Here is a 13,633-nt window from a genome sequence, read left to right on the forward strand (position 1 = left end):
ATTCAAATTTTTAAAGACTTTTTATGGCTGCATACTGCTCTTGCAATTTGGCTTTATCAGCAATATAGCCTTGTTGTTTTTCTTTCTCTTTGGCAACAACTGCTACTGGGGCTTTATCGACAAAACTAGCATTAGATAGTTTATTATCAATACGCGCAATTTCGCCATCAATGCGAGCGATCTCTTTTTCAAGACGAGCTAACTCATCTTCTTTATTAATAAGCCCAGCCATTGGGATGAGGAGTTCGGCGCCATCAACCAATTTAGTGACTGATAATGGTCCTGCTTCACCCTCATCTAACAAGACTATTTCTGATAATCTTGCTAATGATTCGATAAAGGTGACATTGTCACTAATTATGCGATGTACCACTGGTGATGCTTTTCTAATCAATAGCTGTAATGGTTTGCTTGGTGCTATATTCATTTCAGCACGGATATTACGAACCGCAATGACAGCATCTTTAATCCAATTGATATCGGCAACTGCTTCATCATCAACTAATTGGCTATCAAATGCTGGCATTGGTTGTAACATAATGGTATCAGCTTTGATTGCCATTAATGGTTTGACACTTTGCCAAATAGCTTCAGTAATAAATGGAATGATTGGATGAGCCAAACGTAATAAGGCTTCAAGTACCGTGACTAAGGTGTGACGAGCAGCACGTTGCTGATTCTGTTCACCATTTGCCAATACTGATTTAGTTAACTCTAAATACCAGTCACAGAACTGATTCCAAGTAAATTCATATAAAGTATTTGCCGCTAAATCAAAACGATAAGTATCGAATGCTTCACGGTAGGTTTTTACGGTTTGGTTAAATTCAGCCAAGATCCATTTATCTGCTAATGAATAATCTAACTCCCCACCTTTAAAACCACAATCGTGATCTTGGGTATTTATCAATACATAACGGCTAGCATTCCATAGTTTATTACAGAAGTTACGATAACCTTCTAAACGTTTTAAATCCCAATTGATATCACGTCCAGTTGATGCAAGTGCGGCTAAGGTAAATCGTAAGGCATCAGTACCATGGGCTTCAATACCATTCGGGAACTGTTTTTCTGTACGTTTGGCAATCTTTTCCGCTAATTGTGGCTGCATCATATTACCAGTACGTTTTTCTAATAAATCGGCAAGTGAAATACCATCTATCATATCTAAAGGATCGATAACATTACCTTTAGATTTCGACATTTTTTGCCCTTCTTCATCGCGAATTAGCCCTGTCACATATACCGTTTTAAACGGTACTTGTGGCTTGCCATGTTCATCTTTAATGAAATGCATGGTCATCATAATCATTCGAGCAACCCAGAAGAAGATAATATCAAAACCTGTCACTAGCACATTAGTTGGATGGAAAGTAGCTAAATCATCAGTGTTTTCTGGCCAACCTAAAGTTGAAAATGTCCATAGTGCTGATGAGAACCATGTATCAAGAACATCGTCATCTTGAGACAATTCGATATCTGCTGCAAGATTATTTTCACGGCGAACTTCAGCCTCATCACGACCAACATAGACGTTGCCTTGATTATCATACCAAGCTGGAATTCGGTGTCCCCACCATAATTGTCGCGAAATACACCAATCTTGAATATCATTCATCCATGAAAAATACATATTTTCATACTGTTTAGGCACGAATTGGATATCACCATTTTTTACCGCGGCAATAGCTGGTTCCGCTAATACTTTAGCTCTTACATACCATTGATCGGTTAACATAGGTTCGATTACCACACCACCACGATCGCCATACGGGATAGTTAAGTCATGCGGTTCAATTTTTTCTAAAATACCTTGAGCTTCACACTGCGCAACAACTAATTTACGCGCCGCAAAGCGTTCTAAATTTTGGAATTGTGCCGGAATATCGGTTGCGTATGCAGTACTTGGCTCACCATTAGTATCAAACACTTCAGCTTGTGCACGAATATCACCATCAAAAGTTAAGATGTTGATCATTGGTAATTGATGACGACGCCCTACTTCATAGTCATTAAAGTCATGCGCAGGGGTAATTTTTACGCAGCCAGTACCTTTTGTCATATCCGCATGTTCATCACCAACAATCGGAATTCGACGATTAACAAATGGTAATATGACAAATTTACCGATTAGATCTTTATAACGAGGATCTTCTGGATTAACGGCAACACCTGTATCACCAAATAGTGTTTCAGGGCGAGTTGTTGCGACAACTAGATAATCTTTGCCTTCTGCAGTTTTAACACCATCTGCTAATGGATAGCGTAAATGCCACATTGAACCTTTTACTTCACGATTTTCAACTTCAAGATCAGAAATTGCGGTACGTAATTTTGGATCCCAGTTAACTAAGCGTTTACCACGATAAATCAGATCTTCTTGATAGAGTCTTACAAAAACTTCTTTAACCGCATTTGAAAGCCCTTCATCCATAGTAAAACGTTCGCGATCCCAATCAACCGAATCACCTAAACGTCGCATCTGTTTAGTGATGCTACCACCTGATTCTGCTTTCCATTGCCAAATTTTTTCGATAAACGCTTCACGACCATAATCATGGCGAGTTTTGTTTTCTTCAGCAGCAATTTTACGTTCTACCACCATTTGGGTTGCAATACCGGCATGATCACTACCTGATTGCCATAGCGTGTTATTGCCTTGCATGCGATGATAACGAATTAGCGCATCCATAATAGTTTGTTGGAAAGCATGTCCCATATGCAAACTACCAGTTACATTTGGTGGTGGAATAGCAATACAATAACTAGGCTGAGATTTGTCACCATTAGGTTTAAAGTAACCACTTTCTTCCCAATGTTGATAGATAGGTTGTTCGATTTCTTGTGGATTATAAGTCGTATTTTTCATAATAAAGGCATCAATCCTAATTCAAGGCATAAAAATGGCCTTTATTCTACAGTAAAATGATATAACAATAAATTGTTAGACGCATAAAATCGATTTTGGCGAGAGTAACAATAACAATACGTACAATAAAAGAACATTTATTAATAAACAATCTTGTTTTATCACCGATTTAGATGATGAATTTTGATGATGATAGATAAACTTGTCGATTTATTTCATTTATCCAATATAAACCGCTAATGACTATAAACTATTTTGGTTTAACCTAACAACTACCATTAGCGGCTATAATAAGATAACCTCTTAGTAATTTGGCTATGGCTTTATAATAAAAATTATTGGACTACTTATGTTAACCGCATTAGCCGAAATCTTTGATTGTTTTTGTGTTTGGTTTAAAAAAAGCAGCATCCAACTGGTTTTTAGCGTTAGCAGCATTAAGTTTAATGTTGTTTGGTTACTTTCCTTACCCCCCTGAAGCTAGCGGTCGGATTTATGCTACTTATGGTGGAATCTATATTGCTCTATCAATAAGTTGGCTTAAATTTGTAGATAATATTAAGCTGTCTACTTTTGATTTAATTGGCGCAGGGATTATCTTATTTGACACATTGGTGATAGTTTTAGGCTGGCGTTCGTAAACTAACCACTGAAGCAGTTGATATGTGTTAATGTACTCGTTTACATGTCGCTTCTATATTGAATTCCATAATCGATTTTTGAATATCACAACGTTCATATTTGGTAAATGAGCTCTCTTTTAATTCATCTTCTGAAATAAATTTATACTCCATTTCAGTTATGATATTGTTGATTTGATATTTCGATTTACATTCAAGGGCACCTTTAAATTTTGTGTAATTATTATCAGGTGAAATCGGCACAATAAGCTGATAATATTTAGATTGCACCAAAAGTCTTTCTTCCTCTTTCCCTATAAGTACAACATAATCAGCATTATTTAACGTATAAGGTTGCATTGTTCTCAACTTTGAACCGTCAAAAACGTATTTTGTGCCCCGACTATTATCGACTTCACAACGCCAAGTTCCTACCAACATTTCTGCAGTAATCTTCTGTCGCTCTTGGCAACCGATTAAAGCTAAAAAAGATATGAGGAGCACCAATAATTTTTTTAACATTTTATTTTTGGCTTAAGATTAATAATTGGTTATTATAACAAAAGTTCTAATAAATTTTTATAAATTTATTGAGTTCTGTATTAGCATGGTATGATTCTTAAGACATCAAAAACTGCATCATAACAAGCTAATCGCTGATCTTTATCAGAAATAGATTTACATGAATCAACTTTTGACTGTATTGAATTTTCGGCAAAAGCAAAAGTTGTAAATATGACGGGGAGTAATAAAACAAAAAATATTCTTTTCATACCATTTTTCTTAATTTATTAAATTATTTTTGATAATGGTATGTTATTTATAAGATTTGGGTAATAATACGCTCCGCCCTCAAATTTTAGGGTTCTATGAGTTTCGGACATTTTATTATTAGGTGACTAATTCAATAATGTAATTACGCCCGAGTAAAGAGAGTTTACGCGAACTCTTTTTACAAATTGTAAATATATTTTTATGTTATCGATTTTTATGATTTTTTATCCCTAAAGAAGAATTGTGATGCTTTAATAGGTAATTTTAAGAATAGACGCTGTATTTATTCTAAATCTACTTTAAAAACTAACTTTATCATATTTCTATAAACTAGTTAGGCTGAAGTCATTTTTTAATGCTTTTGTTCATCAACACGTAATTGGAATAGTTTTAAGATTAAAACCAGCTTCTTTATAAGCTTTATATCTTTCTCTGGCTAACGATTTTTGTTGATCATCGACAGGAACAAAATCGATAATATCACGATAAACACCAGCAAATTCTGGAAATTGTTGTTGTAGGTTTATTAATAAATGTCGTGCACCACTACTGCGCTTTTGTGGCCAGCAGATTTCCACAGGTGATCCGCCTTTTAGACCTTCCCCTGCTAGATTATGTGGGACAAAATTGTTGGTATCTAGCTGCCATAAATATTCGTCAATTCTTTCGGCTTGTGCTTGATCTTGACAGGCAACTAGCACCCGCTGTTTATTTTGCCACGCTTCGACGATTTTTTCGCAGGCAAGCTTTTCTTGGAATAGTACCCCAGCCTCATTAGCTGGGGTTGGGTTTTCTAATAGGTAGAAAATCACTTTTTTCATGTCAGTTAGTTACTCATTTTTGGTCAAGTAAGTATTGAATTAACATGGCAACCGGTCGGCCTGTCGCACCTTTGTTAGCACCAGATTTCCAAGCTGTACCGGCAATATCAAGATGAGCCCATTGATATTTTTCCGTGAAGCGAGATAGGAAACAAGCAGCGGTAATGGTTCCTCCGTCTCGACCGCTTGCATTAACAATGTCAGCGCAGGTTGATTTGATTTGTTCTTGGAAGTCACTATCAATAGGTAGAGACCATGCTTTGTCGCCCGCTTTATTGGATGAGTTTACCAATTCTTCAATAAGTTGTGAGTTGTTGCCCATCACGCCAGTATAATGATGACCGAGAGCAATAATACAAGCGCCAGTAAGTGTGGCAATGTCGATCACCGCTTTCGGTTGGAAACGTTCAACATAGGTTAACACATCACATAACACTAAGCGACCCTCAGCATCGGTGTTGATGATTTCCACTGTGGTACCGGACATAGTTGTTAAGATATCACCAGGGCGGTAGGAATTACCATCTGGCATATTTTCACAACCTGCCATTACGCCAACCACATTGATAGGTAGTTTTAATTCAGCGACAGCTTGCATGACACCAAAGACAGTGGCAGCACCACACATGTCATATTTCATTTCGTCCATACTAGCTGAAGGCTTAATAGATATACCACCTGAATCGAAAGTTAACCCTTTACCAACTAATACATAAGGCTTGGCTTTTTTGTCTTTGGCACCATGGTATTCAATGACGGTCATAATTGATTCGTTGGCCGATCCTCGTCCAACGGCTAAGTAAGCATTCATATTGAGTTTGGCTAGTTCTTTCTCACCTAAGCAGGTAACTTTTAAGTTGATATATTGTTTGCCTAAACTTTCACTCTCCTCCGCTAAATATTTGGCATTACAGACGTTAGATGGCATGTTGGCAATGTTTTTGGTACTGGTAATCGCATCGGCAATAATTTGCCCTTGGAATAATTGACTTTCAACATGGTTGATCGTCTGTTTATCGCTATAAAGCAAAGTTATTTTTTGTAAGCTTGGTTGTTTTGATTTTGTTGATTTGAATTGGTCAAAACTGTAGGTTAAATCGCTGGTAATTTGAGGTAACTGCTTAGCGATTTCACCACTAATTGCTGGATTGAGAGTGAGAATATCCCAACAAATGTTTTTAACTTTTTTGGTAGTTAGCTCTTTTATAGCAGCTTGAATCACTTTTTTGGCTGCATTGATATCAAAATTTTTGCCTTGACCACATCCAACTACTAATATTTTTTGTTTAGTTGAATTTGGGGTAACATATAAAAAAGTCGTTTTACCCAATTCACCGCTAATATCACCTGAATTAATTAATTGGCTTATCATGTCATTAGTCGATTGATCTAACTCTCTGATTAAGTTAGATTGTGTTTTGTCAGAATTGACGGTAACGACTAAACATTCTTCTTTTTGTTTGATGATAGATGTACTGTTTTTGATTGCGTATTGCATAGGGTTCTCTTGTAAGATTTTTGTGGTCAATAGTTACATTTTATCGGTTCATTAAACGATAGCAACAAAAAGATAACTAAACAACGCAAATCTGATTATAATAGTGAGATTTTATAAGACCGATAGATAGGTAAAAGAGTGATAATTCGCCGATATTTAATTAAAGAGACGATGAAAACGCAAAGCGCAATACTGTTTATTTTATTGCTGATTTTCTTTTCTCAAAAATTAATCAGAATTTTATCCAGTGCAATTGATGGTAGTATTCCTCGTGATTTGATTATGCCACTTTTAGTGTTGGGCGTGTCAAGTATGGCTGATCTTATTTTGCCATTAAGTCTGTTCTTAGGGGTATTGGTGACATTTGGACGACTCTATTCTGACAGTGAGATGGTAGCGATGCATGCTTGTGGAATTAAGAGGAGACTTAATTATCAAGTAGTTCTATTTCTCTGTGTGATTACCTGTATATTAACTACGGCCAATAGCCTTTGGTTTGGTCCTTGGTCAAGTGTGAAACAAGATCAATTAGTGGAAAACGCCAAGATCAATCCAAGTTTGGCCGGTCTGTTAGCAGGTCAATTTCAACAAACCCCAGATGGCAATTCGGTAATTTATATTGGTAATGTAGATCGAAATAAGATGGATAATGTATTTATTGCTCAGATCAATCCGAAAAATAGTCAACGTCCATCTATCATTATTGCCAATAGAGGAAAAACCGAAGAAGATAAAAACGGTAACCAATTCATTACTCTTGAGGATGCAAACCGCTATGAAGGAACAGCGCAGCTAAAAGAGTTCCGAATTTCTAATTTTCATAATTATTTAGCTATTATTAAACCTAAGGAGTTAGATACCAATGTTGATGAAGATAAAATAGATGTTCAGCAATTAGGATTACTAGAACTTCACGACAATCCAACAGCCAAGGCTAAAGCTGAATTTTTTTGGCGATTAACGTTAATTATTTCGGTTCCTTTGATGGCTTTTTTGGTAATTCCACTGAGTGTTTCTAATCCAAGACAAGGGCGACTTGCGCAAATTTTGCCAGCATTATTGCTTTATTTGGTCTACTTTTTACTTTCTAGCTCGGTTAAAGCCAATGCCGGTAAAGGACGATTAGATCCAGCTTTGTGGTTTTATATGATTAATTCGGGTTATTTTATACTGGCTTTGATTTTGAATTGTTGGGATAACTTATTTATGCGTAAACTTCGTTTAAAATTTACTGCGTCTTAAGGGGAGAACGATGTTTTCGATTTTAGATCGCTATATTGGTAAAACTATTTTAAATACCATTGGGATTTGCTTATTTTTATTAATTAGTTTATCAGGAATTATTCGTTTCATAGATCAGCTTAGAAAAATCAAATTTGATTATGATGCGTTGTCTGTTGGTCTTTATTCTTTATTAATGGTTCCTAAAGATTTAGAGATATTTTTCCCTATGGCAGCACTTTTAGGTGGCTTAATCGGCTTGGGGATTTTAGCTTCACGTAGTGAGCTTATTGTAATGGAAACTTCAGGCTTTAGCCGCTTTAAAATCGCTTTAGCTGTCATGAAAACCGCTTTACCATTGGTACTAATTACAATGGCAGTTGGTGAGTGGGTTGCGCCGATCAGTGAACAAACAGCACGTAATATGCGGTCTGAAAAACTTTATGGTAACTCATTATTATCTGAACGAGGTAGTTTATGGGCGAAAGATAATAATGATTATATTTTTATTGGTCATGTCAATAGCGACAACTCAATCTCGAATATTGATATTTATAGTGTCGATAAAAATAGGTTGTTATCAATTACCCATGCTGATAGCGGCACATTTGAAAATGGCGAGTGGACGTTATCACAGATTGAAATGAATGATCTAACTAATCCACAGCAAGTAATAGGTACCAATCTTCTGAATATGCCGTGGAAGACGAATATTACTCCTGATAAGTTAAGCATAGTGGCTTTTGATCCTGAATCTTTGTCAGCTTCTGGACTTTATCAATATTCGCAATATTTAAAAGTTTCAGGTCAAGATACTAAATATTATGACTTGTTATTTTGGAAGAAATTGATTAAACCGATTTCAGTTGCTGTAATGTTGTTACTGGCTTTATCATTCATCTTCGGACCGTTACGCAGTGTCTCCATGGGAGTTAGAGTGATTATTGGTATAAGTTTTGGTTTTATTTTTTACATCGCCGATAATCTTTTCGCACAAACCAGTATCGTGATAGGTATTTACCCTTTTGTTGGTTCAATGCTAACTAGCTTAGTTTTTTTATTGATCAGTTATATTTTATTTAAACGAAAAAATTAGCTTATAAATAATTAGTTTATAAACAATAGGTATAATTACCGATTAATACTATGATATCGATATATAAAAAGATATTGGTTCATAAAAAGATGTTGGTGTATAAAAATAAGACGTTATATACCAACTATATCGCTCTATTAGGTAAAATTGTCTCTATATATCCGGATTAAGTTCAATAATAGATCTGTGAATTCGGTGCTAATTGGCTAGTTTGCATCCCCTAATTGTATAAGGGATGCATAACCGCAATTTATTTAAACAATCTTAAATATTCTCCATAACCTTGAGCTTCAAGCTCTTCTTTGGGGATAAACTTTAGCGCAGCTGAATTAATACAGTAACGCAATCCTCCTAATGCAACAGGTCCATCATTAAAAACATGCCCAAGATGTGAATCAGCCTCTAATGAACGAACCTCAACACGGTTCATTCCGTAGCTATTATCTTCTTTTTCTACTATCTGCTGTCGATTAATAGGTTTGGCGAAGCTTGGCCAACCACAACCTGAATCAAACTTGTCCAGAGAGGTAAATAGTGGTTCGCCAGAGACAATATCAACGTATATCCCCTCACGATGATTGGCGTGGTATTGGTTATCGAATGGCGGTTCGGTACCATTTAGTTGTGTGACTTGATATTGCATAGGTGTTAGTGCTGATATGGCCTTTTCTTTCATTGATTTTTTCATCATATATCTGCCTCACGCTACGTTACTAATGTGATAACTACTCAAATGCGATAACTACTACAGAAGTTTTGTATTCGTATTAATCACGGCTATTTAACATCGATTGTAATACTTTATCTTTAACCCCAAAATAGTGGTACAACGCAGCTAATATGTGAAATAGCACTAAAATTGCTAAGAAATCTGAGCCGATTAGATGCATTGTATGAAAAATTTGATGTAGGTTATTTGACATATCAATAGCTGGAATCGATATCAGCCAAAAAACATTAAGATCTCTCCCACTCATTAAATAACCCGATAAAGGCACAATAAGCAGTAATAGATAAATAAATCCTTGAGTAGATTTTGACAATATCCGTTGCAGTTTTTGCTCTTTAGGTAAAACATCTGGTACACCTTGCTCTCGAATTACTATTATTCGCCATACCGTTAATAGCCAAACCACAACACCCAAAGATTTATGCAATAAATAAACAATTGGCATACCACCTAAAATATTCGACATTGTCACTTTAGCAAAAAGCAGAAAAGTGACAATCACGATTAACAAGGTGGATGACCAATGGATCCATTTTTGTTTACTGCTATACTGCGGATAACTTTGCATTGCTTACTCACTTTTTGTTGCTGGCTTATCTTGCCAATTGTCAGCAATAAAATTGGCTCGTCCAGATAAGCGATAATAACGATTGTAATGTTCAGGTTGTTTCTTATAGTAATCTTGGTGGTAATCTTCAGCTGGATAGAACGTTGTTGCCGGCTCTATAGCGACATTAATCGGCTGAGAAAATCGTTTACTCTCTTCTAACGCTTGTTTAGATGCTATCGCCTGCTGCTGTTGGAATTTATTATGATAAAAAATTGCCGGGCGATAAGAATCACCACGATCGGCAAATTGTCCTTGAGAATCAGTCGGATCAATCTGCTGCCAAAAAATGTCGAGTAATTTTTTATAGCTGATCATCGCTGGATCAAAGGTAATTTGCACCGCTTCAGTGTGGCCAGTGTTACCTTGGCAAACTTGTTGATAGGTTGGATTTACCGTATGACCACCTGTGTAACCAGAGGTCACACTAATAACACCTTCATATTTGTCGAAAGGTTTTACCATACACCAAAAACATCCTCCTGCAAATGTTGCTTGTTCATAATGTTGCATAAAAACCCCCAATTAACTGATATTAACAGAAACGATCTTTATTTAAAATTACAACACTTACTTACCCTAAAAACAATATGTTCATATTACTTGAAACTGGTCAAATAATCACCATATTATTCATCTAATATCATTTTTAGGAGGTGTAAATATGGCTAGTGGCTGGGCATCTGATGATGCAGTTAACCAACAAATTGAAAGCACGATCACTGATGCTATCGAAATTGCCAGACGCCAACTAAAACACGATAAGCCTAGTGCCGAGTTTTGTGTTGAATGTGGCGATGCTATTGCAAAAGCAAGACAACTTGCTCTACCCGGCGTGCAATACTGTTTGGCGTGTCAGCAAGAAGTGGATAAGCAATTGGCAAAATCCGCTATGTTATACAATCGTCGTGGCAGTAAAGATAGTCAACTTCGATAATAAGTTTCCAATAAGAGGGGGGGCCGAGTTTCTCCCCTCCCCTTTTATTTTGCATTTTTCGTCATTATTTTTTACTCTCTGATTTTGACTTACGAACGTCATCGTAAGGGTAAACCAATAATTTATCGTCAAACCATTCTGCACAAAAGATCTCTTTAATATCTTTATATCCTTGCTTTTTAATTTCATGTTTAAGCCAAGTCTCGCTTTTATGAAGTTGTTCAAGATTGTCTTGGCTAATAGCTCCATTTTCAATCACTAATACCGCGATATCTTTGTCGCCTTTTTTGATAATGGTTAATGATCCATTTAATTCGTACCAAACTTGTTTTAATTCATTAAAAGCGCAAATTCCTTGAATATTAATTAACGTTTCGAAATCTCTAACCGGTAGATTGGCTTTAATAAAATTTTCAGAGAGTAGATTACCATTTTTAACCAGTTGTATCGGTTCGCCGTCGATGGCGTCACGTAATTTTGAGTTTTTAGATTTGATGAATCGAACTAAAATAAGCAATCCTGCCCAAATTGCCACAGCGCCAGCTGATTCCCACGCTGAAACATTAGCATTAAGTAACGTTCCCCCTACCAAAGCACCAATAACCATGCTACCAACTTGATCTAATTGCGACATCGGCGCTATCTGGCTTTTACCAGATAATTTAACGTAAATCAGTAAAATAATAAGTGCAACTAAAAATTTTGGTGCCATTTCGAGTAAATACATTCCTACCTCCAAGTGTCGATCCAATTTAAACGACAATGTTTTTGGCGTAATTGGATAAATAACAGTTAACAAGATGTATCAGGAACTAAATTTTTATTTATTTGAAATTAACGACTAATTGTTTTTTAATAGAGAGATATATATGAGAGCATTGCTATTCTACTCTAAAAAGGAATTTAAAAGAATGATACTTGCAATAGATGTTTACTATTTAGATGATAAAGCGAAAACCGTGGGTATTTTGTTTGAGCAATTTACTGATAGTATCAAGGAGATAAAATCCGTTATCACTGATTACCAATCAAATGTTGCCCCATATCAATCAGGCCAGTTCTATCAACGTGAATTACCTTGTATATTAGCGTTATTGTCTCAGGTCGATCTCAATACAATTGATGCGATTATTGTTGATGGTTATGTCCATTTAAATGACGGTAAGCTTGGTTTAGGCGGTCATCTATATCAAGCCCTTGATAAAAAGATACCTATTATCGGTGTTGCTAAAAAATCCTTTGCTGATAATAGTCAATATGTGATAGAAGTGACACGCGGTCAAAGTAATAAGCCGTTATATGTCACGTCATTAGGAACGGCATTAACCAAAGCTGCACAAGACATTAAATCGATGGCAGGCAAACATCGCATGCCAGATTTACTTACCTACTTAGATCAACAAACTAAGTTATTTAAATTTGAGTAGTCTTCTCTTGACTAACAATAGATTAAGACTCTTTTTTGCTACTGAACAGTGCCAACCAATAAACTGGCCATTGAGTTTTGTTGAAAAGATTATTAGTTATATAAGCAATAGCTACTAATATTACTGCGCCAGACAAAACAGCACAAGACATTAAATCGATGGCAGGCAAACATCGCATGCCAGATTTACTTACCTACTTAGATCAACAAACTAAGTTGTTTAAATTTGAGTAGTCTTCTCTTGACTAACAATAGATTAAGACTCTTTTTTGCTACTGAACAGTGCCAACCAATAAACTGGCCAATGAGTTTTGTTGAAAAGATTATTAATTATATAAGCAATAGCAACTAATATTAGCGCGCCAGACAACACTGGAAATAAAAGAAAATTAAAATCATAATCGATATTGTCCGCAGTCAATAAAATAACCAATGGATTAGCGCCGGCTGGTGGATGCACCGCTCGAAAATATTGCATTGCAACAATTGCAATGGCTACAGCTGATGCAGTAACAATCATATCGTTACCGAATAGTTTAAGAAAAGCTAACCCAACAAAGGCCGATATCAAATGGCCAAAGATAACATTTCTTGGTTGCGCTAATGGTGACTGAGATACGGCAAACAAAATCACACAACTAGCCCCAAATGGCGCCATAATATAAGTGTAACCAGTTAAATGGCTTAAGCCAATAAGACACAATATAGAGACAAAACCACCAATTAAGCTTTGCAATAATTCAATATTTTTAGGCTTTGCCGGTAACTTTTCCTTGCTGAAAAAAAATGATTTCATTAGTTTTTATCCTATTAGATGAGTGAGAATAAGAGTACAAACTTAAAAATGAACAATTCTGTACATTTTTATATTAGTACAGATCTGTTCACTTATCAAACCATTTGAATCAAAAAAATAAAAAACATTCAAATTAATCGCTGATATAGCCAAGTAACTCTTTTATCAAAAAGGATTCGGAAATGTCGTGAAGATGAAATTAGAGAACAATCGGGGCCCGAAAACAATATTATGAACA

At 35.8% G+C, this 13,633-nt stretch carries 15 protein-coding genes and 1 pseudogene; 5 read left to right on the forward strand and 11 right to left on the reverse strand.

Annotated elements, in window-relative coordinates:
• Positions 1-10: 10 nt before the first annotated feature.
• Positions 11-2,869: a valine--tRNA ligase gene (locus DKK70_RS08845; RefSeq protein WP_110433675.1), complete on the reverse strand. Its 2,859-nt coding sequence runs from the start codon at positions 2,867-2,869 to the stop codon at positions 11-13.
• A gap of 325 nt (positions 2,870-3,194) precedes the next feature.
• Between DKK70_RS08845 and DKK70_RS08850 the strand changes: the two are divergent.
• A pseudogene (locus DKK70_RS08850) lies at positions 3,195-3,510 on the forward strand (YnfA family protein).
• A 27-nt stretch (positions 3,511-3,537) separates the two neighbouring features.
• Here DKK70_RS08850 and DKK70_RS08855 read toward each other — a convergent pair.
• The 4 genes from DKK70_RS08855 to DKK70_RS08865 all read right to left on the reverse strand — a co-directional run bounded on the left by DKK70_RS08855 (position 3,538) and on the right by DKK70_RS08865 (position 6,582).
• Positions 3,538-4,011, reverse strand: a complete 474-nt coding sequence (locus DKK70_RS08855) for a hypothetical protein (RefSeq protein WP_110433676.1) — start codon at positions 4,009-4,011, stop codon at positions 3,538-3,540.
• Between the two features lie 80 nt (positions 4,012-4,091).
• Positions 4,092-4,262 carry a hypothetical protein gene (locus tag DKK70_RS16715; protein ID WP_181415957.1) on the reverse strand — a complete coding sequence of 57 codons (171 nt, stop codon included), beginning with the start codon at positions 4,260-4,262 and terminating at the stop codon, positions 4,092-4,094.
• A 369-nt stretch (positions 4,263-4,631) separates the two neighbouring features.
• On the reverse strand, positions 4,632-5,084 hold the full coding sequence (locus tag DKK70_RS08860; RefSeq protein ID WP_110433677.1) for a DNA polymerase III subunit chi: 453 nt from the start codon (positions 5,082-5,084) through the stop codon (positions 4,632-4,634).
• A 13-nt stretch (positions 5,085-5,097) separates the two neighbouring features.
• Positions 5,098-6,582: a leucyl aminopeptidase gene (locus DKK70_RS08865; protein ID WP_110433678.1), complete on the reverse strand. Its 1,485-nt coding sequence runs from the start codon at positions 6,580-6,582 to the stop codon at positions 5,098-5,100.
• A 138-nt stretch (positions 6,583-6,720) separates the two neighbouring features.
• Between DKK70_RS08865 and lptF the strand changes: the two genes are divergently transcribed.
• Positions 6,721-7,824, forward strand: coding sequence for an LPS export ABC transporter permease LptF (gene lptF / locus DKK70_RS08870; protein WP_110433679.1), 1,104 nt, complete (start codon positions 6,721-6,723; stop codon positions 7,822-7,824).
• A gap of 10 nt (positions 7,825-7,834) precedes the next feature.
• On the forward strand, positions 7,835-8,899 hold the full coding sequence (lptG, locus tag DKK70_RS08875; RefSeq protein ID WP_110433680.1) for an LPS export ABC transporter permease LptG: 1,065 nt from the start codon (positions 7,835-7,837) through the stop codon (positions 8,897-8,899).
• 250 nt (positions 8,900-9,149) lie between these two features.
• On the opposite strand, the gene msrB is transcribed toward lptG, so the two are convergent.
• The 3 genes from msrB to msrA form a co-directional block, all read right to left on the reverse strand.
• Positions 9,150-9,575 (reverse strand): peptide-methionine (R)-S-oxide reductase MsrB, encoded by a 426-nt coding sequence (gene msrB / locus DKK70_RS08880; RefSeq protein WP_110433744.1) that lies wholly within the window; start codon positions 9,573-9,575, stop codon positions 9,150-9,152.
• 91 nt (positions 9,576-9,666) lie between these two features.
• Entirely contained in the window at positions 9,667-10,197 is a 531-nt protein-coding gene (locus DKK70_RS08885) for a cytochrome b (protein WP_110433681.1), read from the reverse strand.
• 3 nt (positions 10,198-10,200) lie between these two features.
• The gene (msrA, locus tag DKK70_RS08890; RefSeq protein WP_110433682.1) at positions 10,201-10,749 is read right to left on the reverse strand and encodes a peptide-methionine (S)-S-oxide reductase MsrA; all 549 of its coding nucleotides are present in this window, start codon (positions 10,747-10,749) and stop codon (positions 10,201-10,203) included.
• Between the two features lie 151 nt (positions 10,750-10,900).
• Here msrA and DKK70_RS08895 point away from each other — a divergent pair, with 151 nt between their 5' ends.
• Entirely contained in the window at positions 10,901-11,173 is a 273-nt protein-coding gene (locus DKK70_RS08895) for a DksA/TraR family C4-type zinc finger protein (protein ID WP_034882589.1), read from the forward strand.
• 64 nt (positions 11,174-11,237) lie between these two features.
• On the opposite strand, the gene DKK70_RS08900 is transcribed toward DKK70_RS08895, so the two are convergent.
• Positions 11,238-11,900: a DUF421 domain-containing protein gene (locus DKK70_RS08900; protein WP_110433683.1), complete on the reverse strand. Its 663-nt coding sequence runs from the start codon at positions 11,898-11,900 to the stop codon at positions 11,238-11,240.
• Between the two features lie 184 nt (positions 11,901-12,084).
• On the opposite strand from DKK70_RS08900, the gene DKK70_RS08905 reads away from it, so the two are divergent.
• A complete protein-coding gene (locus DKK70_RS08905; protein ID WP_158092714.1) occupies positions 12,085-12,600 on the forward strand; it encodes an endonuclease V in 516 nt (171 codons plus the stop codon).
• A 22-nt stretch (positions 12,601-12,622) separates the two neighbouring features.
• Here DKK70_RS08905 and DKK70_RS16720 read toward each other — a convergent pair whose 3' ends face one another.
• On the reverse strand, positions 12,623-12,778 hold the full coding sequence (locus DKK70_RS16720; RefSeq protein WP_181415958.1) for a hypothetical protein: 156 nt from the start codon (positions 12,776-12,778) through the stop codon (positions 12,623-12,625).
• A gap of 77 nt (positions 12,779-12,855) precedes the next feature.
• On the reverse strand, positions 12,856-13,395 hold the full coding sequence (locus tag DKK70_RS08910; RefSeq protein ID WP_110433685.1) for an HPP family protein: 540 nt from the start codon (positions 13,393-13,395) through the stop codon (positions 12,856-12,858).
• Positions 13,396-13,633 lie beyond the last annotated feature (238 nt).

Source organism: Gilliamella apicola (assembly GCF_003202655.1).
Lineage (GTDB): Bacteria > Pseudomonadota > Gammaproteobacteria > Enterobacterales > Orbaceae > Gilliamella > Gilliamella apicola_R.

Excerpts from the sequence above, each read along its gene's own strand:
- DKK70_RS08910 (WP_110433685.1), bottom strand. The coding sequence starts at position 13,395 with ATGAAATCATTTTTTTTCAGCAAGGAAAAGTTACCGGCAAAGCCTAAA.
- msrA (WP_110433682.1), bottom strand. The coding sequence starts at position 10,749 with ATGCAACATTATGAACAAGCAACATTTGCAGGAGGATGTTTTTGGTGT.
- DKK70_RS08855 (WP_110433676.1), bottom strand. The coding sequence starts at position 4,011 with ATGTTAAAAAAATTATTGGTGCTCCTCATATCTTTTTTAGCTTTAATC.
- msrB (WP_110433744.1), bottom strand. The coding sequence starts at position 9,575 with ATGAAAGAAAAGGCCATATCAGCACTAACACCTATGCAATATCAAGTC.
- lptG (WP_110433680.1), top strand. The coding sequence starts at position 7,835 with ATGTTTTCGATTTTAGATCGCTATATTGGTAAAACTATTTTAAATACC.
- DKK70_RS08860 (WP_110433677.1), bottom strand. The coding sequence starts at position 5,084 with ATGAAAAAAGTGATTTTCTACCTATTAGAAAACCCAACCCCAGCTAAT.
- DKK70_RS08845 (WP_110433675.1), bottom strand. The coding sequence starts at position 2,869 with ATGAAAAATACGACTTATAATCCACAAGAAATCGAACAACCTATCTAT.
- DKK70_RS08900 (WP_110433683.1), bottom strand. The coding sequence starts at position 11,900 with ATGTATTTACTCGAAATGGCACCAAAATTTTTAGTTGCACTTATTATT.
- DKK70_RS16720 (WP_181415958.1), bottom strand. The coding sequence starts at position 12,778 with ATGCGATGTTTGCCTGCCATCGATTTAATGTCTTGTGCTGTTTTGTCT.
- DKK70_RS08865 (WP_110433678.1), bottom strand. The coding sequence starts at position 6,582 with ATGCAATACGCAATCAAAAACAGTACATCTATCATCAAACAAAAAGAA.
- DKK70_RS16715 (WP_181415957.1), bottom strand. The coding sequence starts at position 4,262 with ATGAAAAGAATATTTTTTGTTTTATTACTCCCCGTCATATTTACAACT.
- DKK70_RS08905 (WP_158092714.1), top strand. The coding sequence starts at position 12,085 with ATGATACTTGCAATAGATGTTTACTATTTAGATGATAAAGCGAAAACC.
- DKK70_RS08895 (WP_034882589.1), top strand. The coding sequence starts at position 10,901 with ATGGCTAGTGGCTGGGCATCTGATGATGCAGTTAACCAACAAATTGAA.
- DKK70_RS08885 (WP_110433681.1), bottom strand. The coding sequence starts at position 10,197 with ATGCAAAGTTATCCGCAGTATAGCAGTAAACAAAAATGGATCCATTGG.